The 24,764-nt window shown below is 60.3% G+C and carries 28 protein-coding genes and 4 pseudogenes; 15 read left to right on the top strand and 17 right to left on the bottom strand.

What is annotated here, in order from left to right:
- Positions 1-155: 155 nt before the first annotated feature.
- Complete coding sequence (gene tnpB / locus F758_RS0117775; RefSeq protein ID WP_024509125.1) at positions 156-374, top strand: IS66 family insertion sequence element accessory protein TnpB; 219 nt, start codon at positions 156-158, stop codon at positions 372-374.
- Positions 375-936: 562 nt separating this feature from the next.
- A pseudogene (locus F758_RS46545) lies at positions 937-1,490 on the top strand (reverse transcriptase domain-containing protein); the annotation flags it as partial.
- Between the two features lie 187 nt (positions 1,491-1,677).
- Here F758_RS46545 and F758_RS51890 read toward each other — a convergent pair.
- Together F758_RS51890 and F758_RS0117765 are read right to left on the bottom strand one after the other, a co-directional pair.
- Positions 1,678-1,785 (bottom strand): annotated as a pseudogene (locus F758_RS51890) (SOS response-associated peptidase); the annotation flags it as partial.
- A gap of 70 nt (positions 1,786-1,855) precedes the next feature.
- Entirely contained in the window at positions 1,856-2,062 is a 207-nt protein-coding gene (locus tag F758_RS0117765; protein WP_024509123.1) for a hypothetical protein, read from the bottom strand.
- Between the two features lie 113 nt (positions 2,063-2,175).
- Here F758_RS0117765 and F758_RS51885 point away from each other — a divergent pair, with 113 nt between their 5' ends.
- From F758_RS51885 to F758_RS0117755, 3 genes are read left to right on the top strand one after another with little or no spacing between them, the layout of a single operon-like run.
- Positions 2,176-2,448 carry a hypothetical protein gene (locus F758_RS51885; RefSeq protein ID WP_245286525.1) on the top strand — a complete coding sequence of 91 codons (273 nt, stop codon included), beginning with the start codon at positions 2,176-2,178 and terminating at the stop codon, positions 2,446-2,448.
- Positions 2,445-2,669: a hypothetical protein gene (locus tag F758_RS51880; protein ID WP_245286524.1), complete on the top strand. Its 225-nt coding sequence runs from the start codon at positions 2,445-2,447 to the stop codon at positions 2,667-2,669. The genes F758_RS51885 and F758_RS51880 overlap by 4 nt, the downstream gene beginning before the upstream one ends.
- Before the next feature lie 45 nt (positions 2,670-2,714).
- Positions 2,715-3,212, top strand: coding sequence for a thermonuclease family protein (locus F758_RS0117755; protein ID WP_035722362.1), 498 nt, complete (start codon positions 2,715-2,717; stop codon positions 3,210-3,212).
- 440 nt (positions 3,213-3,652) lie between these two features.
- Here the strand turns inward: F758_RS0117755 and F758_RS0117750 are convergent, their stop codons facing one another.
- The 6 genes and pseudogenes from F758_RS0117750 to nthB form a co-directional block, all read right to left on the bottom strand.
- A complete protein-coding gene (locus F758_RS0117750; RefSeq protein ID WP_245286523.1) occupies positions 3,653-4,744 on the bottom strand; it encodes a HoxN/HupN/NixA family nickel/cobalt transporter in 1,092 nt (363 codons plus the stop codon).
- Positions 4,741-5,175 (bottom strand): helix-turn-helix domain-containing protein, encoded by a 435-nt coding sequence (locus tag F758_RS44165; protein ID WP_157450049.1) that lies wholly within the window; start codon positions 5,173-5,175, stop codon positions 4,741-4,743. Before F758_RS44165 ends, F758_RS0117750 begins: the two co-directional genes overlap by 4 nt.
- 597 nt (positions 5,176-5,772) lie before the next feature.
- Positions 5,773-6,774, bottom strand: coding sequence for a GlxA family transcriptional regulator (locus F758_RS0117740; RefSeq protein ID WP_024509119.1), 1,002 nt, complete (start codon positions 6,772-6,774; stop codon positions 5,773-5,775).
- A 455-nt stretch (positions 6,775-7,229) separates the two neighbouring features.
- Positions 7,230-7,547 carry a nitrile hydratase accessory protein gene (locus F758_RS0117735; protein WP_024509118.1) on the bottom strand — a complete coding sequence of 106 codons (318 nt, stop codon included), beginning with the start codon at positions 7,545-7,547 and terminating at the stop codon, positions 7,230-7,232.
- A gap of 9 nt (positions 7,548-7,556) precedes the next feature.
- Positions 7,557-8,166 (bottom strand): annotated as a pseudogene (gene nthA, locus F758_RS44160) (nitrile hydratase subunit alpha).
- A 10-nt stretch (positions 8,167-8,176) separates the two neighbouring features.
- Positions 8,177-8,749 (bottom strand): annotated as a pseudogene (nthB, locus tag F758_RS44155) (nitrile hydratase subunit beta); the annotation flags it as partial.
- Between the two features lie 30 nt (positions 8,750-8,779).
- Between nthB and F758_RS47890 the strand changes: the two are divergent.
- A complete protein-coding gene (locus tag F758_RS47890; protein ID WP_084305484.1) occupies positions 8,780-9,229 on the top strand; it encodes a substrate-binding domain-containing protein in 450 nt (149 codons plus the stop codon).
- A 2-nt stretch (positions 9,230-9,231) separates the two neighbouring features.
- Here the strand turns inward: F758_RS47890 and F758_RS0117715 are convergent, their stop codons facing one another.
- From F758_RS0117715 to F758_RS0117695, 4 genes are all read right to left on the bottom strand, one after another.
- Positions 9,232-9,606, bottom strand: coding sequence for a winged helix-turn-helix domain-containing protein (locus F758_RS0117715; protein ID WP_024509115.1), 375 nt, complete (start codon positions 9,604-9,606; stop codon positions 9,232-9,234).
- Positions 9,607-9,928: 322 nt separating this feature from the next.
- The gene (locus F758_RS0117705) at positions 9,929-10,687 is read right to left on the bottom strand and encodes a glutamine amidotransferase (protein WP_024509114.1); all 759 of its coding nucleotides are present in this window, start codon (positions 10,685-10,687) and stop codon (positions 9,929-9,931) included.
- A gap of 29 nt (positions 10,688-10,716) precedes the next feature.
- Entirely contained in the window at positions 10,717-11,172 is a 456-nt protein-coding gene (locus F758_RS0117700) for a hypothetical protein (RefSeq protein ID WP_051386932.1), read from the bottom strand.
- Positions 11,173-11,259: 87 nt separating this feature from the next.
- Entirely contained in the window at positions 11,260-12,345 is a 1,086-nt protein-coding gene (locus F758_RS0117695) for a substrate-binding domain-containing protein (protein ID WP_024509112.1), read from the bottom strand.
- 119 nt (positions 12,346-12,464) lie between these two features.
- Between F758_RS0117695 and F758_RS0117690 the strand changes: the two genes are divergently transcribed.
- Positions 12,465-13,952 (top strand): aldehyde dehydrogenase family protein, encoded by a 1,488-nt coding sequence (locus tag F758_RS0117690; RefSeq protein ID WP_024509111.1) that lies wholly within the window; start codon positions 12,465-12,467, stop codon positions 13,950-13,952.
- A 118-nt stretch (positions 13,953-14,070) separates the two neighbouring features.
- Here F758_RS0117690 and F758_RS51875 read toward each other — a convergent pair whose 3' ends face one another.
- Together F758_RS51875 and F758_RS44145 are read right to left on the bottom strand one after the other, a co-directional pair.
- Complete coding sequence (locus tag F758_RS51875) at positions 14,071-14,313, bottom strand: hypothetical protein (protein WP_245286521.1); 243 nt, start codon at positions 14,311-14,313, stop codon at positions 14,071-14,073.
- A gap of 32 nt (positions 14,314-14,345) precedes the next feature.
- The gene (locus tag F758_RS44145) at positions 14,346-15,083 is read right to left on the bottom strand and encodes an SMP-30/gluconolactonase/LRE family protein (RefSeq protein WP_245286520.1); all 738 of its coding nucleotides are present in this window, start codon (positions 15,081-15,083) and stop codon (positions 14,346-14,348) included.
- A 681-nt stretch (positions 15,084-15,764) separates the two neighbouring features.
- Between F758_RS44145 and F758_RS0117675 the strand changes: the two genes are divergently transcribed.
- The 4 genes from F758_RS0117675 (at position 15,765) to F758_RS0117660 (ending at position 19,323) form a co-directional block, all read left to right on the top strand.
- Positions 15,765-16,784 (top strand): iron ABC transporter substrate-binding protein, encoded by a 1,020-nt coding sequence (locus F758_RS0117675; RefSeq protein ID WP_024509109.1) that lies wholly within the window; start codon positions 15,765-15,767, stop codon positions 16,782-16,784.
- 12 nt (positions 16,785-16,796) lie between these two features.
- Positions 16,797-17,816 (top strand): FecCD family ABC transporter permease, encoded by a 1,020-nt coding sequence (locus F758_RS0117670; RefSeq protein WP_024509108.1) that lies wholly within the window; start codon positions 16,797-16,799, stop codon positions 17,814-17,816.
- Positions 17,813-18,580 carry an ABC transporter ATP-binding protein gene (locus F758_RS0117665; RefSeq protein WP_024509107.1) on the top strand — a complete coding sequence of 256 codons (768 nt, stop codon included), beginning with the start codon at positions 17,813-17,815 and terminating at the stop codon, positions 18,578-18,580. Before F758_RS0117670 ends, F758_RS0117665 begins: the two co-directional genes overlap by 4 nt.
- Positions 18,581-18,936: 356 nt before the next feature.
- On the top strand, positions 18,937-19,323 hold the full coding sequence (locus F758_RS0117660; RefSeq protein ID WP_024509106.1) for a cupin domain-containing protein: 387 nt from the start codon (positions 18,937-18,939) through the stop codon (positions 19,321-19,323).
- Positions 19,324-19,435: 112 nt separating this feature from the next.
- Here the strand turns inward: F758_RS0117660 and F758_RS50860 are convergent, their stop codons facing one another.
- On the bottom strand, positions 19,436-19,723 hold the full coding sequence (locus F758_RS50860) for a hypothetical protein (RefSeq protein ID WP_198026518.1): 288 nt from the start codon (positions 19,721-19,723) through the stop codon (positions 19,436-19,438).
- A 178-nt stretch (positions 19,724-19,901) separates the two neighbouring features.
- Between F758_RS50860 and budA the strand changes: the two genes are divergently transcribed.
- Entirely contained in the window at positions 19,902-20,732 is an 831-nt protein-coding gene (gene budA, locus F758_RS0117655) for an acetolactate decarboxylase (RefSeq protein ID WP_024509105.1), read from the top strand.
- Entirely contained in the window at positions 20,713-22,419 is a 1,707-nt protein-coding gene (gene alsS, locus F758_RS0117650) for an acetolactate synthase AlsS (RefSeq protein ID WP_051386931.1), read from the top strand. The genes budA and alsS overlap by 20 nt, the downstream gene beginning before the upstream one ends.
- Before the next feature lie 464 nt (positions 22,420-22,883).
- Here the strand turns inward: alsS and F758_RS47885 are convergent, their stop codons facing one another.
- Both F758_RS47885 and F758_RS50855 read right to left on the bottom strand, forming a co-directional pair.
- Positions 22,884-23,456 (bottom strand): FAD-dependent oxidoreductase, encoded by a 573-nt coding sequence (locus tag F758_RS47885; RefSeq protein ID WP_245286519.1) that lies wholly within the window; start codon positions 23,454-23,456, stop codon positions 22,884-22,886.
- Positions 23,457-23,497: 41 nt separating this feature from the next.
- Entirely contained in the window at positions 23,498-23,653 is a 156-nt protein-coding gene (locus F758_RS50855; RefSeq protein WP_198026517.1) for a hypothetical protein, read from the bottom strand.
- A 187-nt stretch (positions 23,654-23,840) separates the two neighbouring features.
- Here F758_RS50855 and F758_RS0117635 point away from each other — a divergent pair, with 187 nt between their 5' ends.
- A complete protein-coding gene (locus tag F758_RS0117635) occupies positions 23,841-24,416 on the top strand; it encodes a cytochrome c oxidase subunit 3 family protein (protein ID WP_024509101.1) in 576 nt (191 codons plus the stop codon).
- A gap of 2 nt (positions 24,417-24,418) precedes the next feature.
- The gene (locus F758_RS0117630; RefSeq protein ID WP_024509100.1) at positions 24,419-24,688 is read left to right on the top strand and encodes a cytochrome C oxidase subunit IV family protein; all 270 of its coding nucleotides are present in this window, start codon (positions 24,419-24,421) and stop codon (positions 24,686-24,688) included.
- Positions 24,689-24,764 lie beyond the last annotated feature (76 nt).

The raw sequence follows: 24,764 nt of genomic DNA, 5'->3' as shown, positions 1-24,764 counted from the left end.
GTTGCGCCGGATCGGCAGCCGTTGACGGCGCCCTCCGGGACCTGCGGTGCGATCGAGATCGAGTTCGCGGCCGGGGCTCGGATGCGGATCACCGGCGCGGTCGATGCGGCGACGCTGACCGCAGTCGTGGCGGCGCTGACCAATGGACGGCCGCGATGATTCCCTTGCCGGCCGGCGTGCGGGTGTGGCTGGCGACCGGCTACACCGACATGCGGAAGGGTTTTCCGTCCTTGGCTTTGCAGGTGCAGGAGATCTTGCAGCGTGATCCGCTGAGCGGTCATCTGTTCTGCTTTCGTGGTCGTCGCGGCGATCTTTTGAAGGTGATCTGGCATGGTGTGCTGCAGAGCATGAAGGAGGTGAATAACCGAATTTAATGCGTACAGCTTTACGAGAGATGGAGGATGGCCCTCCTGCATCGGCGTTTCAGGCGCAGATGCAAAACCACGACACTGTGGCTTCGCTTAAAAGGCGCGGTCACGAGCAAGTGTTGCAAAAGTCGCGGGTTTACGGGGCAGGTAAGTATCCAGAAGGCGAGCGAAAGCGAATCTTCCGATGACGCGTCGAAAATTACTTAGGCGTCGCCAAAATCAGGGGCGCGTGCCATCCCTGAGATCAATCCGTGAGGCGCCTGGATTACTGCGCGGATGGCGACCGGCGTTTAGGGGACGCGATCTGGATACAGGCTCTTGTAGAGAACTGCAGGAACCAGTCGTTGTGATGCCAAGGGAGAAGTTCAAGCGGCGCACACCGCGAGACGAGAGTACCGAAGCACAACACTGGGGCGGATCGGTTCGTAGTAGTGATGAAGGTGCTGTAATGGGACTGGAGCGAAGGGGCCGAAACAAGTGGGTTGCGCCCATATTGCAACTGCGATGAGCAGGAGGACATGTGAGTGTAACCGGACGTAAGCAGTACAATATCGACAAGCAGACAGTGATGAAGGCCTACCGATTGGTCAAATCCAATGCGGGCGCGGCCGGCGTGGATAAGGTGTCGCTCGAAACTTTTGAGAAAGACTTGAAGGGCAACCTTTACAAGCTCTGGAATCGGCTGTCGTCAGGGAGCTACTTTCCTCCGCCGGTGCGGCGGGTCGAGATTCCAAAAGCGAATGGCGGGACGCGGCCGTTGATCGCGTGGCGCAGACGGTCGTCAAGCTGCAGATTGAACAAGTACTCGAGGAAATCTTCCTTCCCGACTCCTACGGCTACCGGCCCGGAAAATCCGCGCTGGACGCCGTCGGCGTCACCCGGCAACTGTGCTGGAAGATGGACTGGGTGCTGGAGTTCGACATCAAAAGCCTGTTCGACAATATCAGCCACAAGTTGCTCATGAAGGCCGTCAGGAAGCATGTGCAAGAGGAATGGGCTCTGCTCTACATCGAACGCTGGCTAACAGCGTCGATGCAAGGCAAAGACGGAGCGATTACCGCTCGCGACCGGGGAACACCCCAAGGTGGCGTGATCAGTCCCGTCCTGGCCAATTTGTTCTTGAGAGGGTTGCCGCGATATCCTCTGCCTTCTTCGATGGGGAGACACTCAAGCGAGCCGGAAGAAGCGCGCAGGCACTGCTGACGTTAGAGCTGATCATGCCGGACCTGTGCTTTGACGCGACACGAAGTGTGTCTCGATCCTTCAAAAACGGAAACGCACGCCGACGGTGGGATCGATGTTGCTGTGCTGGAAAAACACCAGGCATCGCCGGCAGGTTGCCGACGTACCGGTTCATGCGTCTGAACAGGGCGGCGATCGCCGCCTGGTTGGTCGTGATGGAATATAGATTGCACATCTCAGGGTGCACTCTCGATAATCATCGGCCGCGATCCTGACGTTTCATCCCGCTTCATCGACTCCGAGGTTCAACCACTGTAAGTCCGAAAGCGCCCGCGCATGTAGGCATGCGATACAGCCTTCTTCAAATCCGCTATCTCGGATTCCAAAAGGTTGTTCGCGACGATCAGCACGCGAACAGCCGCGCGCGGATCGCCGTCGCAAACGGCAATCGTCTGATCGACGGCAGCCTCCAGTCCATTATCCTGTTCGTTCGCCTGATGGACCGAGGACATGACCCTGTTCCAGGTTGACCGTCGACGTGCTATGTTCTTATTTTGTTCCTATGAAGTCAAGCCGCAGTTTTAAGCCGCCCTGGACCTTGGTCCGGGAAAATTCCGAGTGCTACGTGGTCAAGGACGCCAACGGCGTGACCCTGGCATGGCTCTATTGCCGCGATGACGCGCAGCGCTACAGCTTCGGTGTCAGCAAGCTCTCGTCGGATGAGGCGCGTCGGATCGGCAAGGCGATCGCGCGCATTCCCGAATTCATGATGCCGCGCCAAGGCTTCTATCCACGTGGCGGCGGACTGCGCTGGCGCGCCGACCGGCCGTACCATGTTGCGCTAGAAGACCGTTATATCCGCGAGCATGGGCAGAAATCTATGCGCTCTGTCGGTTGAATAGCCTGCCGCTCAATGCGACGGGCGAAGTGATAGAGAACGACGGCGTCTGGAGAATCTATGAGTTTACCTGGCAGATGGATGCAATCCTGTTCTGGGCGCGGTTCGAGGGGCGCTGGCTGCGCGGCACGGAATTTCACTATCCAGAGCCGCCTAAGAACCTGCCGTCGCTAAAGCCGCTTGAGAACTGGCCGAAATTCAATCCGCGCGATGTGCGATAACGACCGGTACCTACCGCCATGCTGAAGCGCCGAACCTTGACATTGATGTTTTTGCTGCTGTCCGGCGCGGCTTTGGCCGATGATTTCTTCGGACAGGTCAGCGTCATTGATGGCGACACGCTGGAGATTCATGGAATCCGCATCCGGCTCTGGGGTGTCGACGCGCCGGAGAGCAGCCAGCTGTGCCGCGGCGAGGACAGCTTGCAATATCGCTGCGGCGCGCAGGCAGCAAACGAGCTTGACGCATTCATTGCGCGGCGTCCGGTGAATTGCTCGCCACTCAGCCTCGACCAATATGGCCGAACGGTCGCGACCTGTTCGGTCGCGGGATCGGACCTCGGCGAATGGCTTGTTCGCAATGGGCTGGCGTTGGATTGGCCGCAATACTCGAAAGGCAGATATGCTGCTGCTCAGCGAGATGCGGAGCGCGCCGGTTCAGGGATCTGGAAGGGTAGCTACGTGGAACCGTGGCTCTATCGCGCTTGCCTTCGCTCGAACGGGAGGCCGTCCGCCTGTTCCGACGATGCAAACGCCCATTCTTGAACAGTATCCGCCTCGGTTGATTCTCGCAGATGATTCACCGGGCGTGAACTGGTGTGTGATATCCGACTCGCGCTAATCAAATGGCCGAACGACTCACGGGGCTAAGATGGTTGCAGCTACTCAAGAACTGCCTGCTTCAGGCTATGCGATCGAGGTGGACGGTCGGCTGAAGGCCGAATTTGCGACCAAGGATGGCGCCTGGGCGGGTGGAGAGGAGCTGAAAAGGCGCTTTCCCATGCTGCAGGTCAGGATCTACGACGCTCTAACAAAGGCCAGGGAGGAAGTCGGGCTGCCACGCGTTCAGCTAGACGCTAGCGTCAGTTGTGACGTTCGCAATCGGGATCTTCCCAGCTCTGGGACGAGATCCCGCTCCTTGCGGTCTTCCTGTGGCCCCGGCAAAATGAATGCCGCCGCTCTACGCCCCAGTAGTAGATGCGCGCTCATGGTGACGTCTGATCAAGGGAAAGGTCGTCATAACGTCCAAAGTGATAGAGCAGGGCGGAGCAGATCCAGCTTACGACAAAGAGCGCTACGACCACGTAGCCTAGATCATCCATATGGGAATTCAGATTGTGGATGACGCCCCATGCCCCACTTTCAAGGCCGAGCTTGTCGCCTATCAGCCCGAGCAGTTCGAGCCCGCCAATGAAGAGCGCTACGACCACCGAAACAGAGGTTAGCGTCAAATTATACCAGAGTTTGCGGATCGGCTTCACAAACGCCCAGCCGTAAGCATGGGTCATCAACACGCTGTCTGCGGTATCCATCAGCGTCATTCCTGCTGCAAAAAGCAGCGGAAATAGAAGGATCATCGAGAACGACGTGCCTTGCACCGCTTGCGTAGCGGATATCCCGAACAGGCCAATTTCGGTAGCCGTGTCGAAGCCAAGGCCAAACATGAAGCCGACGGGAAACATGTGCCATGATCGCGCGACGACGTTAAATAGCGGACGAAAGAGGCAGTTCAGCGGACCTTGAATCGACTGAAGCAAGTCAAGATGCTCGTCGGCGAGTCTCCGGCCGCGATGTACGTGTACGAAGGTTTTCCATATGGATTTTAGAATGAAGTAATTGGCCAGGCCGATCGCCAACAAGAAGAAGGCTGAAATGGAAGTCCGAATCAAGGTGAAGTTGCCGAATGCGCTGATTGGCGTCGACAATGCCGTTCCGGAAATCGCGATAGAGGCGAGCATCACGATGCTCGAGTGACCGAGCGCGAAATAGAAGCCGACCATGGTAGTTGGCCGCTGCTCCTGCATTAATTTGCGCACGACATTGTCGATCGCCGCGATGTGATCTGGATCGAAGGCATGGCGCAAGCCGAAGATATAGGCTAGCAGCGCCGTGCCGAGCAATTCTGGCCGTCCGCTGAGCGCCTGCAGAGTCCATACCCAGATCGCGACGTTGGCAATCGCCAGACAGCAGAAAGTAGCCAAGGTCCGAGTATTCGGTCGAGACCACCGAGAATTCCCCATCACTGCCGCACCGCCAGCACCTTTGCTCCGCACCGTTTCTGAAAGCTGATCGCTCAAGCTCTCAGCAATAGTTCTTTCTCAGACTTTTCTGATGCCAAGCCGTTGTTTTGCCGGTATTCCGCCGGCGGCGCCTGGAAGGCGCGAACGAACGCGCGGCGCATGTTCGCCGGGTTGACAAATCCGACGCGATGGGAGATTTGCTGGATCGACAGCGGTGTGGTCTCCAGTAGAATGCGGGCGGCCTCTACTCGGATCCTTTCGACGAAACGGCCGGGGGTCGTCATTGCCTCCTCCACGAAGGCGCGATGAAAGTTTCTCGCGCTCATCGCTGCGCGCTTGGCAAGCGCGTCGACCGACAGATCGGCGGTGAGATTGTCCAACGCCCAGTCCATCACCTGGCCGATCTGAGTGTTTCGAATCGACTGCGCTTTCAGGAATTCACTGATTTGAGGCTGGTTTCCAGGTCGCCTCAGGAAGATGACCAGCATGCGGGCCACATCCAGAAATGTCGCTTGGCCGCAGGAAGCATGCGAATGCCGGACGAGCACACGATGGGTCCCGGCCGCACGGCAATCAGATCGACCTGGTAGCGGATTGGCGTCGCATTTGATCTGCTGGCTTCATTGAAAGCGTCGCTCGGCCCCATGAAATTGATCGCATTTGACCCATTGATGACCACAATCCCAACGCGAAGAGTGCAGTCGTCACCTCCATTTTCACGTAACGAGCGAGGGGACGGAGCGTCAACGTTTGCCATCGATAGATGCCTCAGCGTTCGACGATCTTGAACCGTTCGCGGGCATAGTAATCCGCTGTCGCAGTCCGGCTTCATTGCCGAGCTTCGATCTCACCGGTCGTTGACCTGACGAACTTTCTAGTGGCAGGAAATGTAACGCATCCGTCACGACCTTGCGGCCAAAGTTACGTCAACATCGGCCATTTGTGACGCGCCTGGACGTTCGTCGACCGCGGCGTCGAGTGGGCGTGACAGTTTTGGACGATTCGGATTGTGCGCCAATGTGAACGGCGCGTTGCGGCTTGCCTCTGGCCGCGACGAGCGAAGCATTCATTGCTTCGAACAGACGTTAAGGCCTGTTCAATGTGGAATGGCTGGAAGGAGCGTGATTCGTCCCGGCCCAGGCGCTTCGAAATCGAAGCCGATATTCGCCGGGGCCTACGCCAAGATTTCTGATGAAGGCTCGTCTCATGCCGTCCGCATTGCCGAAACCGCAGCGCAGGGCGATCTGCTGCAGCGATTTCCCACCGTCTTCGAGGAGCAATCGCGCTGCATCCAATCTCGCGGCGTCCACAAATTCGGTGGGTGTCATATTCATTTCCTGGCGAAACACACGTGCAAAGTTCCGAACGCTCATGCCGGCCTGCTCGGCCAAACTCTCGACGGAGAGTGGTGCCGCAAGATTGTCGAGCACATATTGCTGAGCCTGCTGGATCTTGGTCTTGCCCGATATCTGGGCGGCAAGATGGGCGCTAAACTGCGATTGGCCGCCCGGCCGTTTCAGGAACATCACCATGTAACGCGCCACGATGAGGGCCAGGTCTCGGCCATAATCCTCCTCGACCAGCGCCAGCGCTAGATCCATACCGGCGGTAACCCCGGCCGTGGTAGAGAGGTTACCGTCTCGGATGAAGATCTGATCGGAGTCGATATCGAGGTTTGGATATTCGGTCCGCAAACGTGCCGCACATTCCCAATGCGTTGTCACGCGTTTGCCATCGAGCAAGCCGGCTGCTGCGAGCAAGAAGACCCCCGTGCAGACCGATCCAAGTCGGCGCACATTGGTTGCGCGTCGACGCAGCCACTGCACTATTGCGGGGTCAATCGTCTCAAATGACGGGTCGCCACCGACCAGGAGCGTATCGATAGGTTCGTCGGGTTGAAAGATGTGCCGGTCAGCCAGAAAGCGAAGTCCACCCGTTCCGAGCACAGGATCGGCGGAGCCGGCTATGACCTGCACGGTATAGGCGTTCGGATTTCCGAGCCGGCGTGCCGCTTCCCAGAACACTTCTGCAGGACCGACAATGTCGAGCGACTGAACGCCTGGTGGAGCGAGCAACGCGATGCGCATCAATAATCCTCGTTGGGCCAAATTTCATGCAATTCTCGTTCCTGCCGCTCCGGGCCGATGCGTCATATTCGGCCAAAACTGCTTAATAATCGGACTCTTGGCTCCGCGACGGACGCATTGGGCTTCACGCGCGAATTGGCGGCTCGGCCCAACCCGGCGGTTCCTGTCATGCGGCTTGCTGGGACCGCGAACATAACGATCCTGACCGAGGATATCAGTTCGAGCAGTCGTTCACGAGATTCGGCCAACGGATTTGGTGGAGCAGGCCTTTCCCACCCAAATGCTGGAACCGACCCCGCTATTGGCGCCGCGAAGGCATCCTTGTCTCGGAACCTCTGACGTTAGCCGGACAGCAGCAATATTGCTGCTGCCATCCCGTGGTTGTCTTTTCCAATCACAGAGCTGCTCAATGCGGTGTGATCAACCTGGAATGGATCGATTGGATGGCAACATCGCTAGGCAACGATATCGGTCGATTGGTCAACCACGCCAGAGCGGTGGAGCATTCGCTCCAAAACTGCGAGCCAGATTTCGTAGTAGTCCCAACTTGGATCAGACTTGTCGTGCGTCGCCTCCCACGCGGCAATGCTAGATATCATTTCCGAGCGGAAGTCGTCCCATTCAAAGACGCCCTGTTTTGAAAGCGCCAGCGCTATACCAAATGCTTGGCGCTGCCATGGCGCGCCGAAACAAAGGCTGCCGTTGTCCTTGGGTGGCATGTCGGGTTTACCCAACATGCTTCCGAGCGCAAAATGTTCAAAGTTTGTCTGCATCGTCTGATCTCAAGGAGTCGGTGGCTTGACGATCGCAACACCCATCATCGACTCGGGCGTGACGAGAGCTGCGAGCTGCTCTTCGCTGAAGCCCTTAGTGCCGACAGGACGTTCGGGAACGACGAACCATCGGATCTGGGCGCTACTGTCCCAGGTTTTGATCGCCTTGTAAGGGTCGATGTTCAGGCCGAATTCGCTGAGTACTTTCCGGGGCTCGCGCGCGGAACGAGGGATCCTTGTACCAATAGGGCGGCAGGCCCAGCACCGGCCAAGGGTAGCACGAACAGAGGGTGCAGATGATGAGATTGTGAACCTCCGGAGTATTGATTGCTGCTCGCATATGCTCGCCTTCGGCGCCAGCTCCCTTCGTCACGAAGTTCATCTTTTCGACCGCAGCCATTGTGTCTTCTGCCAGGAGCTGCTTGAACGCAGGATCGACCCACGCTTTAGCGACCAGCTTGGCGCCGTTGAAGGGACCCATCTCGGTCGCGAAGATCGCCATGATCTTGTCGACAGTGTCGCTGGTGATGACACCCTTTTCGATCAGAAGAGCTTCCAGCGCGCGTGCGCGCGCCGCGTTCGCCGTCTCACGGTCCTTGGAATACTCGAAACGTTGCATGTTGGGTTCCTCAGGAGGCGATCGCAGGTTCAAGGTAAGCCTCGAACAGGTCTGCATAGAAGGTGAAGTTCTTCTCAGTATTGCCGGGCCATAGAGCTTCCGGATCGAATCTGACGCAGTAGACGGGCATGGCTTCGCCGATCCCGTCAGGGCCGGTGTCGCAGAGATAAGTATAGGCGTCGGGATAGACGCTATCGATGATACCCGTCTTGTTGCGCAGGTGGCCAGGCAGTCGAGTGTGGTCGACCGATTTTGGATTGGCAACGCAAACGGCGTCACCTGACGCAAAGCGGGGCGGAGCCGAGCGCGGCCGCTTTGGATCGTCGCCAATAAGCAGATATTTCCGGACGCGAGCATCCACGGCGGAATCGCCGCCCGTCGGCATCGTGGGTGATGATGCCAGGAACGCTTTAGTGCGTGCATCGAGCTCCGCTTGAGTGATGTAGCCGTTGGCGATGAAGTATGCCGAGATCCCACCAAGCCATTTTTCGTAGTAGCGGAATTTGAAATAGTCGAAGGGATTCATCGACTCCGCGCCTTTGCGCAAATCCGCCCAGGTCCAGGTGGTGTTGATGCAGACCGGCAGATCGACACGGGCAATCTGGTCGAAACAATGACCAAGCCGGAGATAAGGATAGGGACATCGACGCCGGTGTCCGACCCGTCCGGAGACTACACCTGGGAGCTGTTCCACAAGATCGATGCCGCGCATCCCGGGGCGTTCGATGCCTTGTCGGGGAAAGCTCAGCAATTGGTTGGTGGTCCGAATAGTCCGGCCTCCGTGAACGGGCGGCCGCCGCTTGTTGCTGCGCTCGATGCCCATCAAATCGACCTCTTCATCGGCTACTGCTCGGGCGCGCAAGGGATCGTCCGCAAGTCCCAAAGATACAAGTCGATTGCGCTGCCGCCGGAATTGTCGGTAGGTCCCGAATACGGGCTGACGGTTTCGCGGCACGCGCAGGCGGGCGCAACCGACTTCGCGATCTACCTGCTGTCGCCGCCGGCGCAGAAGCAGTTGCAGGCATTTGGCTTCATTCCGGTGGCATTGCCGGCCAGGCAATAGCGTCAGGCTTTGCGCGAGCGTCCGATATCCGTCTGCAACGCCTGCAATTCCTTGCGGACGGCGTGCGCCGCATCGCGCTCGATCTTGCGGTAGCGCGCGACAAGCGACGCGCCGAACGGGGTGAGCATTGCGCCGCCGCCATTCTTGCCGCCGGTCTGGCGGGAGACAGCCGCATGTCCGCAGATGTGGCTGATCTCTTCCACGAGATCCCAGGCCCGCTTGTATGACATATCCATCGCGCGTCCCGCGGCCGAGATCGAGCCGAAGTCACGGATGTGCTCCAGCAGCTGGATCTTGCCCGGCCCGATCCGGCCCTCGGCATCGAGATCGATGCGAAGGCTCAGATGCGGAATCGATCCGGTACCCGGTTTTGACATGAAAGTGTGCTCATTAGTCCAACGGACAGATTGCCACCGGAGCGTTCCGCTAACAAGAAGAACCGGCAGGATATTCCCGACGTCCTTCTGGCAGACCCTAAGCGCGAGCTACGATCAGCATGAGCGAGCCTGCAAAGAACGGCTTCGTGCGCAGCGCGCCATCTTGCTTCTGCCATCGCCCGGAGCTGATGTCGCTACCAAGTTCGCTCTCGAATGGCGTCACGACAAGCTCCTCGACGAAGCATGGCGGAGCACGCAAGCCGCACCTGGGACGAGCAGCATTTCCAGCCTGCCATAGTAAGCCTCGGGGAGTTGGTGGGTGTCATGTTTTCATCTTGCGTTCGCGTTCCGGCACGGTCGAGATTCCGTGCTGGCCGATCTGGCGGAGCCATTCGGTGAAGACGCGATCGGCCTGTACAGCAAGAGTGTTCGCGAGCTTCGCTGTCGTCGCGCGGAGTTCGGTCACCGAGACCTTGGCGGCCGCAAGCTCCACCGCGTGCCCGACGTACCATTCCTCGAGCTGGCGCGGCTCGGCTTCCAGATGAAACTGCAGGGCTAGGGCATGGCTGCCATGAGCGAAGGCCTGGTTTTCGTAATTGGCGTTCGAGGCAAGCCTGGTAGCGGCTGCGGGAAGATCGAAAGTATCACCATGCCAGTGCAGGACGGATGACTCGCTGCCGAGCGATTTCAGGCAGGAGGCTGCGCCGGCCTCCGACAGGCTGATGGATCCCCAGCCGATCTCCTTCACAGGGCCGGCATAAATGCTGCTGCCAAGCGCCTTGGCCATGAGTTGTGCGCCGAGGCAGATGCCAAGCGTGGGCAGGCCCCGGCTCATTCGCTGTTCGAGCAGCGCAATCTCGCGGGTGATGAACGGATAACTCTCTGTCTCGTAGACCCCGATCGGCCCTCCCAGGACGACAAGGAGATCGGCGTTCCTGATGCTGGGGTGGTTCAAATCGTCGACGGCCGCCTCGCAAAAAGAGACATTCCAGCCCTCGCGCTCCATGATCGGAGCCAACAAGCCCAGATCCTCGAATGCGACATGGCGGAGAGCAACGGCAGATCGCCGCTGTTGAACCATCAGGTTGTCCTTGCGAGCGGAGGCAGGAGCTAGTGCGCTAGAGTTGCGAGGCTCGAAAACTGCTCAGCGGCAAAGGTTTCGCCGAGCCTTCTCCGCAATTCACCTCTCATCGAAAAACAGACGCTGAAGCCATCGGGAGCGTTGAGAGTCATCATGCTGGTGTTAAAGTCCTTGGACTGTTCGACGCGCCAAGAGGTCAGCGGATAAGCAAAACGCATTTTCGCATTGCCGTGATGGTTGCGGAGGGCCGTGGCGATTAGATCCGGCAATGTCATCGCAAGCGCGCCGACCTGATCAATCGACAATCGGACTTTGACCGGATTTCCGCTTTCATCGACGAAGCCGAGCGCAACGCTGCCGTCCGCTGCGATTTCGGCTTCAGTGAAGGCGCGGAATTCCATTTCCATATGTCCGGTCCTGTGCGTCGTTATATTCAACAAAATATATCGGACCTCGCCATTCGTCCAGCCGGATTTGGCCTGCATGGCGCGCCTCGCGCCAGAGATCCGACCGGATGGTGCTCGGGCGAAAAGACCGACAGGCGACACCCAAGCTGGCGATCGGGCCTTCCTTCAACGGTCGCCGTGCAGCTTTTCCAGGAAAGCCTTCACGCCGCTAACCACGCCGGTGTCCGAGGGGATGTAGCCTGGGAGCGTCGCGACGGCTACTTGAAACGCGCTGCCTCGCATAATCTCGATCACGCGCTGCATCGCCTCCGTCTCCAGAAACGCGCGCTTGCAGACAAAGAAATAGTCCTCGGTGAGCAGCCGGACGAAATCGAGGCCGAATTGCCGCGCCGCCGCCTCGACTCCAAAGCTGACGTCCGCCATCCCGCTTGCGACATAGGCAGCGACGGCGGCATGCGTAAATTCGATCTGCTGGGCACCATTGATACGGCTCTCATCGATCTCGTGCAGAGCGAGCAACTGGTCGAACAACAATCGCGTGCCGGAGTCGTGGTCGCGATTGACGAAGCGGGCTTTGCGATCGACCACGTCCTGAAGCGTTTGGATGCGAAGCGGATTTCCGCTCTTCACCATGAGGCCCATCTCGCGGGTAACGAAGTGGATGACGCGATCCTCTCGCGGGTCGAGCCATTCCTTGCAAGCCTTGATGCCTTGGGCACGCAGTTCGCCGCGGGGCAAATGCACGCCGGACAGGTCGCAGGCGCCTTGCGCAAGAGACACCAGCGAATGCTGGTTGCTGACGTAACGCAGGTCGACGCCGATACCGGGCTCGCGATCGAGGAATTCGCGGAGCTTGGAGACCGCAAATCCATGACTGGCATGAACACGGATCACTGAAGGCCGCTGCTGCAGGAACGGCTTGATCTCGGTCGCGAGCTCCTGCGCGAGATTCTCGAGCTGCGGGCCTAGCCGGGCCCGCATGCGTTCGCCGGCCCACACCAGCTTTTCTCCGAAGGGCGTGAGCCGGGAGCCCTTGCCGCGCTGGGTCTCGACCAGCGGCACGCCGAAAAACGCCGACCATTGCTCGATCAGATTCCAGACATGCCGGTAGGAGAGATGAACGTCATTTGCGGCGCTCGCGATCTTGCCGGTTTTGCGGATCTCATTGAGCACCCCAAGCATCACAACGACGTCCTGCGGGCTGCCTTCCTTGTGAAATCGCCAGACCGTTTCGATCTCGATGTGCAGCATGATTGCGCCGATTTATGAAGTTGATTTCATATATGGGGGTGGATCCATAGGCACACAATATCATATTTACGAACGGAAAGATCCTCCTACCTTAAATCACCGCACTCGGAGGAAATATGATGTCGATTGCATATGACTATTCTCGCGAGACACCGGCCGCAGAGTTTCTGGAGAAGCCCCAGCTGCTTCTCATCGACGGCCGCCGCCTTGCATCGGCCTCGGGCCGAACCTTCGCATCGATCAATCCGGCGACAGAGCAGGTCATCGCCTCGATTGCCGAAGGTAATGAGGTGGACGCCGATGCCGCGGTGGCTGCGGCGCGTCGCGCGTTCGAGGGCCCCTGGCGCACCATGCGCGCCGCCGAGCGCGGCCATATCCTGCTCAAATGGGCCGAGCTGTTGAAGCGGCATGCCGATGAAATCGTCGAGCTCGAAAGCCTCGATGCAGGCAAGCCGGTTGCTGCGGTGTTGCGCCAGGATTTTCCTGCTGCAGTCGATACGCTGACTTACTATGCCGGTTGGGCCGACAAGATCAGCGGCGACGTCGTTTCGACGCGCGACGATGCGCTGACCTACACGGTGCGCGAGCCAGTCGGCGTGGTCGCCGCGATCGTGCCTTGGAATTTTCCGCTGATGATCGGGATGTGGAAGCTGGCGCCGGCACTCGCCTGTGGCTGCACGGTCGTGATGAAGCCGGCCGAGCTGACATCGCTGTCCGCGTTGCGTATCGGCGAGCTGGCGCTCGAAGCGGGCCTGCCGCCTGGTGTGCTCAACGTCGTTACCGGTCCCGGACGCACCGTAGGCGAGGCGTTGGTCAATCACCCGGACGTCGACAAGGTGACCTTCACGGGGTCGCCGGGGGTGGGGCGCGGTATCATGAAGGGGGCGGCAAGCAACTTCAAGCGCGTCTCTCTCGAGCTTGGCGGCAAGTCCGCCAATGTCATCTTCGATGACGCAGATCTCGATGCGGCTTCCAAGGCCGCGGCGGCAGGCATCTTCTTCAACGCGGGGCAGGTATGCTCGGCTGGCTCGCGCGTGCTGGTCCAGGAAGCGGTTTACGACGAAGTGGTCGAGCGACTGACTGCGCGCGCGAAGGCGATCCGGATGGGCGATCCTGCCGATCGCACCACTGTGCTCGGACCAGTCATTTCCGAGAAGCAGATGAAATCGATTCTCGATTATGTCGCGATTGGCCGTAAGGAAGGTGCCTTCCTCACAACCGGTGGCGAGCGCGTCGGCAACCGTGGCTATTTCATCAGCCCGGCGGTGTTTGCCAATGTCGAGCACGAGATGCGGATCTCCCAAGAGGAAATCTTCGGCCCCGTGGTCAGTGTCATCAAATTCAAGGACGAAGCCGATGCGCTGAGGATCGCCAATGGCACGGCCTATAGCCTGGCCGCCGGCGTCTGGAGCCGCGATATCGGCCGTGTCCAGCGCTTTGCCAGGAAAGCAAGGGCCGGCACGGTTTGGATCAATACCTACGGCTACACCGATGTGCGGTTGCCGTGGGGCGGTGAGCGCGACTCTGGCCTGGGACGCGAGCATGGAACGGCGGCGATCGAGAATTTCACCGAGCCGAAAGCGATCTGGATGAACCTCAACGTGTGATGGCGCGAAGTCTGCGTAAGGCAGCGCAATAGCGGCCTGAGCACGGATGACGCGAGCCTCAAGAGCCCGCGTCATCGGCGCAAGCTGCCTCGGCGGGACGACGTGGTCGCCCCCCTGGTTACTTCGGCAGCGCCATCGGCTTGAGCGCGAACGGACCGGGGTCCTTCTTTTTGTTGTCGCCGATCAGATAGGACAGTTTGCCTTCCGCGACCCAGCCGGTATCGTCAACCTCGGTCACCGAAACCGGCTCGGCAAAGCCGTCCTTGATGATTTCGACCTCTGCCTCGTCGCCCTTGATCGTCACTCGGTCCAGCCGGCCCGCGCCTTCAATCAGCAGGAAGCCGCCACCAAACGCGCGCATCGCATCTGCATGATCCAGCGCGCGGGACGGCTTCAGCTCGGTGACGCTGCCTGCCTTGCCATCCTTGACCGCGATCCGGAACAGCTTCGCCGGAATGTAGGTGGTGACATAGAGATCGCCGTCCGCCCCGCTGCGATGCCGTCAAGTCCGACGCCGTCCTTTGCGGGCGCCAGCGCCGGGTCGCTCGCCCAGACATCGAGCGCGGTGGCGCCGGGTTTAAGGTTGTACACATAGGGCGCAAAGGAGTCGGTCACATAGGCGGTACCATCGCTGCCGAGCGCGATGTCGTTGCAGAAAGATTTAGGATCCTTGAGTGCAAAGCTGCCCTTTGCCGCGCCGGTTTGGAGATCGAAGGTCTTCAGCGACGCGCCCTTGCCATCGCCCGGACCTTCGACGCCCATGGCGCTGAGATCGTTGGAGCAGACATAGAGCGTGCCGCTCTTCTCGTCGGCGAGAACACCGAGCGTTGAGCGGCTACCGTTGGCACCAGGCTTGACAAGCTGCTCGGTCTTTCCATCGGGCGCAATCTTAAGCACGCCGCCAAGATTGAAGCTGCCGACATAAAGGGCGCCGTCGCGCGTGGATGTCACGCTTTCCGGAAAGCTCTTGTCTGGAAGTCCGCGCGCTGGCGTCTCGGCGCGCGCCAGGCCTCCCGACGCAATGCTGAAGATGAGGGCCAATCCGATTGCACGCAGCGAATGCGCGCGGCGGTCCTTGAGCGGGTCTCCCTGTACGAGCGACTGTGAAGCGGCGCCGTGTTTTTGTTTCATGATTGATATCCCTGATGCACATGACCTGGACAAGGCAGGATCAAGGGACGATCATCAGTAATGACGGGCTTGCTGCACTCCTGCCTTGATTTCCTCCCAACTGCCTTGTCGCGTTCGATATATACAATAAAATACAGCGATGCGAAAGGCGTGCAGAGAGGATTGCCTGAGATGAGCGCTGCCAGAGCCGACAATGGGGAGATCGCGGAGGAACCCGGTTCAAAAAAGTGGCAGAGATGCTTCTGCTGCAATGGCGTAATTGCAAGCGTATCCGATCAGGACATCTCGGTCGGATTGAACCCTGCGCTAGGCCTTGTGTCCGATGAGTGCGCACTTGTTTGCTACAGCTGCACCGCCAAGCTGATGGAGGAGGCGGCGGCACTTCGTCCGAAGGAGGTCAAGCGCGGTCGGAAATAGCCGCTTGACCAAGGCCTGGACATGCGGACTTTCCAATCGGCGCGGCCGACGCCAGTGAGTGTGGATCGGACTTTCGCGCCTGCGAAACGGCTGTTGCCAACCCGCGACGCATGGTCCCAATGCCGGATTCAGACCGGCGTGAACTGTTCGACGTTTGTGTCTCGCCCGGGAGGCAGTAGAATATGGGGCAGCGGGCGACATGCTGAAGGGGAGTATTGTGCAGGCGATCAGGGGATCGAGGCAATCCATCATGGACCTTGGCCGATGAGCCTTACGCGTCGTGCCCTGCTTGCCGCTTCTGCCGCCCTGTTGGTGCCGCCGGTCGCGCGTGCAGCCATCATCACAGATGCGGCCGGCCGCACCATCACCATCCCCAATACTGTGGCTCGCGTGTTCCCTGCAGGACCCCCGGCAGCAATCATGCTCTACACCCTCGCACCGGACCTGCTGCTTGGATGGCCGCGCGCCAACCGGGCGGAAGAATGCGCGTTCATGCTGCCGGATGTTTGCGCTCGTCCCGAGGTGGGGCGTCTCACAGGTCGCGGCAACACCGCCAACCTCGAATCTGTGCTGGCGCTCAAACCCGATCTCATCCTCGATATCGGCTCGACCACGCCGACCTTTGCCTCTCTCGCGGCGCGGGTGCAGGAGCAGACCGGAATTCCTTATGCGCTGCTTGACGGCCGCTTTGAGGCTACGGCGTCGACTTATCGGCAGTTGGGCGCGTTGACCCACCGCGATGCGGAGCCGCTCGCGGCCTACACGGAAAAGACGCTCTCGACGATCAAGGCGCGGGTCAATGAGATTGCGCAAGATCAGCGGCCGCGTGTCTATTACGCGCGTGGACCGCGTGGCCTCGAGACGGGACTCGGCGGCTCGATCAATGTCGAGACCATCGAGTTCCTCGGCGCACGCAACGTTGCCGCCGAGCGCCAGGGTGGGCTTGCCACGGTCTCGATGGAGCAGGTGCTCGTATGGAATCCGCAGGTGATCGTCACCATCGATCGCGACTTCGCTGATGGCGTGCGGAGCGATCCGCAATGGGCACAGGCCGAAGCGGTCCGCGCTGGTCGCGTCTACCTGTCCCCAAAGCTTCCCTTCGGCTGGGTCGACTTCCCGCCGTCCGTGAACCGGCTGATCGGGCTCTGGTGGCTGGCCAGGATCTTCTATCCCGGTCATTTCGATGAAGATATCCGCGCACTGACGCGCGACTTCTATTCGAGGTTCTATCATGTGAGCCCGTCGGACGCCGATATCGATCGTGTGCTCGAAGGCCGCGGATGATGGCTTGCGGCAATGGCTCGCTCCAGCGCACCCGGTTTGCTGATCTCGTTCCTGGTCCTTGTTGCGGGACTGTTGCTCGCATTCACGGTCGGGCGCTATCCCGTCAGTATCGGCGAACTCTTCGCGGTCGTGAGCGCCAAGCTGACCGGCCGCGCGGCCGACGTCGCGCCTGCGGTCGAGAATGTGATCTGGTACGTGCGCGGCCCGCGCGTCGTTGCGGCGAGTCTCGTAGGAGCGGCACTTGCCGTCGCCGGCACCGCGTTCCAAGGGCTGTTTCGCAATCCACTCGTCTCTCCCGACATTCTCGGCGCCTCGTCCGGCGCGGCGCTCGGGGCCGTGCTCGGCATCTTTGTCTCGCTCGGCGTGTTCGCGATCCAGGCGCTGGCGTTTGCCGGCGGGCTGGCCGCTGTCGCCGCTGTCTATACGGTCGGATCAGCGGTGCGCGCGCGGGACCCCGTCCTCGTTTTGGTGCTCGCCGGCGTCGTGATCGGCGCGCTGCTCGGCGCAGGTGTCGGCCTGATCAAGTATCTGGCCGATCCCTATAACCAGCTTCCTGCCATGACCTTCTGGCTGCTCGGCAGCCTGGCTGCGACCGGACCGGCCGATCTCATCCCGCTCTTTGGCCCCGTTGCGCTCGGCACGCTGGCCCTGTTTGCGCTGCGTTGGCGCATGAACGTGATGTCGCTGCCGGACGAAGAGGCGCGTGCGCTCGGCGTGGCGACCGGTCCCTTGCGGATCGCCATCATCGCCGCGGCAACGCTCGTCACTTCGGCAAGCGTCGCGACTGCGGGTATCATCGGCTGGGTCGGTCTCGTGGTTCCGCATATCGCCCGCACGCTGGTCGGACCGGATTTCGGACGGCTGATCCCGGCAGCGGCGCTGATCGGCGGCGGATTCTTACTTCTGATCGACACACTCGCCCGGACCATCGCCGCGGTCGAGATCCCGCTCGGCATCCTGACCGCTCTAGTCGGCACGCCGTTCTTCATCTGGCTGCTTGCGAGCGTCTCCAAGACGTGGTCCGTCGAATGATGCTCTTGGGCCACAATCTCACGATCGGCTATCCCGACCGCGTGGTCGGGAGCCAGCTCGACATCTCGCTCAAGACGGGCGAGGTGCTTGCGCTCTTGGGTCCGAACGGCGGTGGCAAGACCACGCTGCTCAAGACGCTGCTTGGCCTTTTATCGCCCCTTGGCGGCCAGGTGCGGTTGGGTGATCGGCCCCTCGCAGCATACACCGCCCGCGAGCGCGCCCAGCACATCGCTTACGTTCCCCAAGCGCATGCGGCCGTCTTTGCCTTTTCGGTCGAGACTGTCGTGCTGATGGGACGCACCGCGCATGGCAGCCTGTTCGGCCGGCCGAGCGCTGCAGATCGGGCGATCGCCGCGCGCATGTTGGAGCGCCTCGGGATCGCGCATCTGGCCGATCGTCCCTACACCAAGATCTCAGGCGGGGAGCGACAGCTCACGATCCTGGCGCGAGCGTTGGCGCAGGAGCCGCGATTTGTGGTGCTGGATGAGCCGACCGCGAGCCTCGACTTCGGCAATCAGGGACGCGTGATGCGTGAGATCCGCGAGCTTGGCGCTGCTGGGCACGGCGTGCTGTTCACGACACATGATCCGAACCACGCACTCCGCGCTGCCGACCGAGTCTTTCTCCTGCGTGGCGGCACTTGCCTTGCGGACGGGGAGGTCCATTCGGTGCTCGATCGCGCGCAACTCGAAGCGCTCTATGGCACGAAGATTGCTCGCATTCACGACCGGGACAGCGGCGAAAGCGCCTTCCTGCCGGGATGAGGCTGGTGGAAGGCTAAATGACGAATCTGATCGTGTACCCGATGTGCTGCACGGCTCACAGCGCAGGCGTCTCGATCCCTCCTGGACATGCATATGCGCAAACGACATTCGTTCGCGAAAGTCAGCAGCGTGGAATGCCTGTAGGATGCCACTGTGTTCGAGGGCCGGCAGCCGCCGACAGCCTGTCGAGGACGCGTGGGCAACAAAACGGACAGTCTTGGCAAGGTTGATGTTCCGGCCACCAGACGTTGGGCAGCGTAGACCCAGCTCTGGCTCGTGCATTTGATGCCGCGCATCTATGTCGCCGGGAGCGAAGTACTTGTCGATATCGATCAGCATATCAGGGAGCAATCACGATGATCCGTTGCGTCAAGTTGTGGACAGGCGCCGATCGCAAATCGCATTTCGAAGAAGGTTTTCTTGATCTCGAGCCCGGTGTGAACGGCGACGCGCTCAGCGGCAAGCTTGCGATCAGGGCAGCATCATTTCAGGAGACCGAAACGGACCCGAAGCTCGGTTGGCATCCGGACGCCGCGCGGCAACTTGTCATCACGTTGAACGGTACCCTGGAGTTCGAAACACCAGATGGGCGATTCACGCTTCGCCAGGGTGACGTGCTTTTCACTGAGGACACCAGCGGAGCCGGTCACAACTGGACGATGCTCGGCGGCCAGCCCTGGCGTCGTCTTTACGCGGTCCTCGATCCGGACACGCTAGTACCGTTTCGGCGAACCGCTGCTTAGAATGCGCTCATAATTGCCACGACGGGGAGATACCAAGGTATCTGATATCGAACCGATTGTAGAATGGTGCAAGCCGGTTCACACGATATCGTGGCGTGGCATAGTCGAAAACTCACCGGTGTTCGGTACGTTCTGCAGGTTGGCCGTCGGCTTCGGGACCCAGGCGCACTTCACCGCCGTATTCAGGCGCTTCACAGGTGAAACTCCATATTAATGGCGAAGCGCAAACCGCATTAATGAGATCGACAGACAGGATCGCCGCGACGGTCCTTGTTGTCAGAAGCACGAGCATTCGACTTAGTGCCGCTGCGAGTTGAGCGCGCGTGTCGCACCAGCCGAATTGGCTGGCTGCATCAGTTGGGTCGGCTTCGAAGTTGGCCAAACCCGCTAATGCGCGCATTGCGGTTCCGCTCTAATTGCGCGGGCCCGGGCCCGATTGTCGAACATGCAGCGTCGAATTAGCTGTCGTGCATCGCCAACAAATGCGTTGCATCTTGAAAGATTGCTCGGACGCTCCGTACTGTTATGCCGCTCGGACTTGTCGAAGCGTTAGTTGCTGCTGTCCAAGGAGCTGGCGAATGGTTGACCTGATAACGACTATTCCAGAATCTCTGAAGCTGGCGTTGGACGCGGAGATCGTCAGATCGGGGCGAGGCTTGTCGTCGGTGGTCACATCCGCGTTGTCGGAGTTCCTCGGTGTACAGGTCCACACGCTATTCCAGGTCTCCACTTCCGGTGCATTGGTCGCGGGCGTCTACGATCGGGAAGTGAGCGTCGAATCGATCCTCGATCACGGGGATTTCGGACTTGGCACGTTCGCTCATCTGGACGGCGAGATGGTGGTGCTTGATGGCCGAGCTTACCAGGTGCAAGGCAGCGGCCGTGTATCAGAAGCCACGGCCGGAGCGGGCGCGCCATTCGCGGTGGTGACCCGCTTCTCGCCTCAAATGGAAACCGACATTGGTCCCGTTGCGACTTTCAAGGAGCTGGAAAGCTGCTGTGACCGCTTCCGTAACTCGGGGAATATCTTCTATGCAATGCGACTAGACGGGCACTTCCGTCGCATACGCACGCGCGCAGTTAATCCGCCGCAGCCCGGAACCCGCCTCGTTGAGGCCGCGAAGGCTCAAAGCGAATTCGATTTCACTGACATTGACGGAACGCTGGTTGGGCTGTGGTCACCAGGATTCTCGAGTGCCTTCAGCGTTGCGGGTTATCATTTCCATTTTCTTTCGAGCGACCGCTGTCATGGCGGACACCTGCTTGATCTTGAAGCGGCTTCGCTCCGGCTCAAGGTCGAAGCGCTCACAGAGTTTCATCTTGCTCTGCCGGAATCGGAGACCTTCCTGAAAGCCGACCTGAGCAAAAGCACAACGGAGGAACTCGCTTATGCCGAACAGGCTCACTGAGACATTACCTAGACAGACGGATCTCAGCAAAGCGACCCAAACTGGCGCGGAGTTGGTCGTTCGCACGCTCGAAGCACAAGGCGTGACGCATGTCTTCGGGATTCCCGGCGCCAAGATCGACACCGTGTTCAATGCCCTTCTCGATTCGAGGATCAAGACTGTCGTTTGCCGGCACGAGCAGAACGCGGCCTTCATTGCAGGCGCCATCGGACGCATGACGGGCAAGGCTGGCGTCGCGATCGCAACCTCGGGACCCGGTGTCTCCAATCTCACGACCGGCCTTGCTACCGCGAACTCGGAGGGTGATCCGATCGTGGCACTTGGCGGCGCCGTACCAACGGCCGAGGCTTTGAAGCAGGTGCATCAGACGATGGATGCTGTTTCGACCCTAAGGCCGGTGACAAAGTTCAGCGCGACCGTCGGCGCTCCGGACCAACTCGCTGAGGTACTGGTCAACGCTTTTCGGGCCGCCGAATCCGGGCGGCCCGGCGCATCTTATGTCAATCTGCCGGTGGATGTGATGACGGCCACCTGCGCGCATGCGGCGCTGTCAGCGCCAGCCTTCTTTGGTCCTGGTCCGGCCGATCGCGCCGCGACCGAAGAAGCTGCGCGTCAGATCAATGCGGCATCCAATCCAGTGGTGCTGCTCGGCATGCTGGCAAGCAAACAGTCCAATGCCCGTGCGCTGCAGGCATTTCTCGGCAAGAGCAATCTGCCGGTCGTCGGCACGTTTCAGGCCGCAGGCGCCGTGGGAGCCATGCTGTTCGACAGTTTCGGCGGTCGCGTCGGTCAGATCGCCAACCAGCCCGCCGACCGGCTCCTGGAATCTGCCGACCTTGTGATCACCGTGGGGTACGATCCCGTCGAATATTGGCCACCGTTGTGGAATGGCAAGCGCAAACGCCAGATCATTCACGTCGACGTGCTGCCCTCGGTTATCGACAACTGCTACGTCCCTAGCGTCGAACTGACCGGCGACATCGCCCAAACTCTGGAGGCCTTGACCCCTTTGATCAGGCGCGCGGGAAAATCGGCGCTCTCTTCGGACATCCTGGACATGATCAGCGCCGAAAGGCAGCTTCTGAGCAAGGAGGCCGCCTTGCGCGGCGGCACGCCGATCCATCCCATGCGCTTGGTCCACGAATTGCAGCAGTTTGTCGGCAGCGACACCACGCTTTGTTTGGACATGGGTTCTTTCCATCTTTGGATCGCCCGCCACCTCTACAGTTTCAGACCCCGCCAGGTTCTCATCACCAATGGACAACAAACATTGGGTGTCGCGCTTCCGTGGGGGATAGCGGCTTCGGTCGTCCGGCCCGCGGAGAAGATCCTCTCTATTTCCGGCGACGGGGGCTTCCTTTTCTCTGCCATGGAGCTCGAGACAGCCGTGCGGCTCAAGGCCAACCTGGTGCATATGGTTTGGATCGACGGCAGGTATGACATGGTGGCCGTCCAGGAAAGCCTGAAATACGGTCGTACCTCCGGCATCGACTTCGGCCCGATCGACTACGTGAAATATGCCGAGGCGTTCGGCGCGAAAGGCCTTGTGATCCAGAGCCCCGAGGACATCGTCCCAACAATGAAGAAGGCATTTGATATCCAGGGCCCTGTGATCATCGGTGTCCATGTCGACTATCGCGACAATCACAAGCTCTTTGAAATGGTGGACTCCGACGCGTTCCATTAGGGAAGCGCGGCTATTGGCGATGACAAGCACCGAAGCAGAACATCGCCACCACTCGCGATAGATCATCTGCTCCCGGAGCAGATTGGAGAACGTCTTGACAGATCATGACAAGGTCGAGATGGCAAAGAGCTTCCACGCCGCGCCTCTGTCCAGGGATTGGCCCGCGATCCGCGGGTTATTGGCTGATGATGCGACATGGGGCAATTCCAGGAAACAATCGGATCTCCGGAAAGGCAGTCGGCGCCGACGTTGTTACCGGTCGCGCAGGCGTAAGCGCGGCGATTCATGGCGCGTCGCCGATTACTTGTTGAACCAGACCAACGGCGGGTATCTCCGCCAGTCGCGTTCTGCGCCCGTTCAGGATCTTGGATCGTCGATCAGCTGCTGCGGGCGTGCAAATGCTTCCAACGACTCTCTATCGTCGATCACGATCTCGCGGCCGCGGACGCGCACGCCATGATCGGTCAATTGGGCCAGGGTGGGAGAGGTTCTCCCGGGTTGTGCCGATATGCGAAGCCAGCGTGCCGCGATCGAAGGCGAGCACAACATGTGCATGAGATGAGCTGATCTGTGCTTCCGTCAGGATCCAATTGGCGAGGCGTTCCACGGTCGAGCGCGCCATATAGCCCTTCAGCTTCTTGACCGAGGATCGATAGGCGAGCGCAAGTTCCCGCGCGACGATCCGCGCGAAGCAGGCGAACGCCATGTTCGGCCAGCCATTGCGGAATGTTCGCAGAGCCTCGAATCAAAAGGCGAGCGAGCCGCTCATTGAGCGCCCCGCGAGTGACGTGAACAAGCTCACAGAAGAATTCCGCTTCGCTGTAAGCGCCGCGCACATGCCGGGTCGGGTGGTCATGCATCAGCCGGACGTTGCGTGCGTGACGGGCGTTGCCTCCCCGCAGCGCGGCCGGCGCTTGCTCGATCAGGCAGACCGAAGCTCCCTTGCATCGCGCGGTAATCGCCGCGGACAGCCCGGCGCTGCCGCCGCCAACCACCAACACGTCGACGATTTGCGAGCTATCCATCTCGGCCATCATTGCCGGCAGTCGGTAGTCGCCTGCACGGCATGGATCGGACCCTACTGCGTGGTGAAGAGCGCCACCGCGATGGCGACGGAGAGGCTCACCGCCGAGACGGCGGCGGTCGTTGACAAGACCCCCATCGCTCTCAGCGCAGTGGCGAACAGGATGATGATGGGGGTGGCGGTAAGGAGGCCGAGTTGCGCTTCGCTCATGATGTCCGCTTGCTGAATCGTGGAACCCACGCGTGAGCCCGTCTAGCTCGATTCACCGCCGGGGGACGTTGCGACGGCGCAAGCAGGCTCGCGATCGGCACCCTGTCTGGCTGTTTGTGCGGCGACAAAGACTGGCATTTGCAAGCCGGATAAGCGTGCCAACAGGCACTGGCGATCCGGAGGGCACATGTCGACGGTGGACTGCGAACAGGAGGAGAGCGGTTGGGGTGTGCTTGAGGGCCTTCCCGGCGATCCCATGATATGGGTGCTGATCTTCAGCGAGTTCGCTGCCTTCGGCCTATTCCTCGGCGCCTTTGCCGTTGCCCACGCGATCAAGCCTGCCGTGTTTGCTGCCGGGCAGGCGGCGCTCGACCCCCGACTCGCCGGATTGAACACGGTCGTGCTGGTGACGAGCGGCTGGGCCGCCGCGCGCGGGACCGCGGCGGCGCGCGCCGGCGAAGGACGACCTTCGCGTTATTGGCTCCTGGCGGCAATGGGCCTCGGAGCCAGCTTCGTGGCCATCAAGCTGGTCGAGTATGCGAAGGAAATCGCAAGCGGTGTCGGCCTGGAAGCCAGTCCGTTCTTTACGCTCTACTTCCTTCTGACCGGCTTTCATCTCCTTCATGTCTGGCTTGGCATCGTGATCCTGGCCGTGGTCTGCCGCCGCGCGCAGGTCACCAGCGTGGAGACCGGAACGGCGTTCTGGCACATGGTCGATCTTGTCTGGGTCGTGATGTTTCCAATCGTTTACCTCGTGAGGTGACCATGATTCGACCTCCACATCATCTCGAGGCGACCCTGGCTGTCTTGATTGGCCTTGCGATCACGACCGTTGGTGTAGCGCGCATGTTGCCGGGCGGACTGCTCGGCAAGGCCGTCCTGCTTTCGCTCGCTGCCCTTAAGGGTCGCAAGATCCTGCTCGACTATCTCGATCTGCGTGCCGCGCCCGCGCTCTGGCGCGGTCTGGTCAGTGCGTGGGTGTTCTCCGTCGCGGCATTTGCCTTGGCAGCCTCAACAGTGGGCTTGCTCGTGTGATCAATGCGACCGACCGCCGCGATCGTTGCTCCCGCACAAAGAGCGCATCGGCGCCGATGTCTAGATTGGCCTGACC

The organism is Bradyrhizobium sp. ARR65 (genome assembly GCF_000472385.1).
Taxonomy (GTDB): domain Bacteria; phylum Pseudomonadota; class Alphaproteobacteria; order Rhizobiales; family Xanthobacteraceae; genus Bradyrhizobium.
Note: the sequence above shows the minus strand (reverse complement) of the source record. Positions and strands in the feature narration are given on the sequence as shown.

What these genes read in the sequence shown, in the direction of transcription:
- tnpB (WP_024509125.1), top strand. Translation starts at nt 156, where the DNA reads ATGATTCCCTTGCCGGCCGGCGTGCGGGTGTGGCTGGCGACCGGCTAC.
- F758_RS0117765 (WP_024509123.1), bottom strand. Translation starts at nt 2,062, where the DNA reads ATGTCCTCGGTCCATCAGGCGAACGAACAGGATAATGGACTGGAGGCT.
- F758_RS0117755 (WP_035722362.1), top strand. Translation starts at nt 2,715, where the DNA reads ATGTTTTTGCTGCTGTCCGGCGCGGCTTTGGCCGATGATTTCTTCGGA.
- F758_RS44165 (WP_157450049.1), bottom strand. Translation starts at nt 5,175, where the DNA reads ATGCTGGTCATCTTCCTGAGGCGACCTGGAAACCAGCCTCAAATCAGT.
- F758_RS0117740 (WP_024509119.1), bottom strand. Translation starts at nt 6,774, where the DNA reads ATGCGCATCGCGTTGCTCGCTCCACCAGGCGTTCAGTCGCTCGACATT.
- F758_RS0117735 (WP_024509118.1), bottom strand. Translation starts at nt 7,547, where the DNA reads ATGCAGACAAACTTTGAACATTTTGCGCTCGGAAGCATGTTGGGTAAA.
- F758_RS47890 (WP_084305484.1), top strand. Translation starts at nt 8,780, where the DNA reads ATGACCAAGCCGGAGATAAGGATAGGGACATCGACGCCGGTGTCCGAC.
- F758_RS0117715 (WP_024509115.1), bottom strand. Translation starts at nt 9,606, where the DNA reads ATGTCAAAACCGGGTACCGGATCGATTCCGCATCTGAGCCTTCGCATC.
- F758_RS0117705 (WP_024509114.1), bottom strand. Translation starts at nt 10,687, where the DNA reads ATGGTTCAACAGCGGCGATCTGCCGTTGCTCTCCGCCATGTCGCATTC.
- F758_RS0117700 (WP_051386932.1), bottom strand. Translation starts at nt 11,172, where the DNA reads ATGCAGGCCAAATCCGGCTGGACGAATGGCGAGGTCCGATATATTTTG.
- F758_RS0117695 (WP_024509112.1), bottom strand. Translation starts at nt 12,345, where the DNA reads ATGCTGCACATCGAGATCGAAACGGTCTGGCGATTTCACAAGGAAGGC.
- F758_RS0117690 (WP_024509111.1), top strand. Translation starts at nt 12,465, where the DNA reads ATGTCGATTGCATATGACTATTCTCGCGAGACACCGGCCGCAGAGTTT.
- F758_RS51875 (WP_245286521.1), bottom strand. Translation starts at nt 14,313, where the DNA reads ATGCGCGCGTTTGGTGGCGGCTTCCTGCTGATTGAAGGCGCGGGCCGG.
- F758_RS44145 (WP_245286520.1), bottom strand. Translation starts at nt 15,083, where the DNA reads ATGAAACAAAAACACGGCGCCGCTTCACAGTCGCTCGTACAGGGAGAC.
- F758_RS0117675 (WP_024509109.1), top strand. Translation starts at nt 15,765, where the DNA reads ATGAGCCTTACGCGTCGTGCCCTGCTTGCCGCTTCTGCCGCCCTGTTG.
- F758_RS0117670 (WP_024509108.1), top strand. Translation starts at nt 16,797, where the DNA reads ATGGCTCGCTCCAGCGCACCCGGTTTGCTGATCTCGTTCCTGGTCCTT.
- F758_RS0117665 (WP_024509107.1), top strand. Translation starts at nt 17,813, where the DNA reads ATGATGCTCTTGGGCCACAATCTCACGATCGGCTATCCCGACCGCGTG.
- F758_RS0117660 (WP_024509106.1), top strand. Translation starts at nt 18,937, where the DNA reads ATGATCCGTTGCGTCAAGTTGTGGACAGGCGCCGATCGCAAATCGCAT.
- F758_RS50860 (WP_198026518.1), bottom strand. Translation starts at nt 19,723, where the DNA reads ATGCGCGCATTAGCGGGTTTGGCCAACTTCGAAGCCGACCCAACTGAT.
- budA (WP_024509105.1), top strand. Translation starts at nt 19,902, where the DNA reads ATGGTTGACCTGATAACGACTATTCCAGAATCTCTGAAGCTGGCGTTG.
- alsS (WP_051386931.1), top strand. Translation starts at nt 20,713, where the DNA reads ATGCCGAACAGGCTCACTGAGACATTACCTAGACAGACGGATCTCAGC.
- F758_RS47885 (WP_245286519.1), bottom strand. Translation starts at nt 23,456, where the DNA reads ATGATGGCCGAGATGGATAGCTCGCAAATCGTCGACGTGTTGGTGGTT.
- F758_RS50855 (WP_198026517.1), bottom strand. Translation starts at nt 23,653, where the DNA reads ATGAGCGAAGCGCAACTCGGCCTCCTTACCGCCACCCCCATCATCATC.
- F758_RS0117635 (WP_024509101.1), top strand. Translation starts at nt 23,841, where the DNA reads ATGTCGACGGTGGACTGCGAACAGGAGGAGAGCGGTTGGGGTGTGCTT.
- F758_RS0117630 (WP_024509100.1), top strand. Translation starts at nt 24,419, where the DNA reads ATGATTCGACCTCCACATCATCTCGAGGCGACCCTGGCTGTCTTGATT.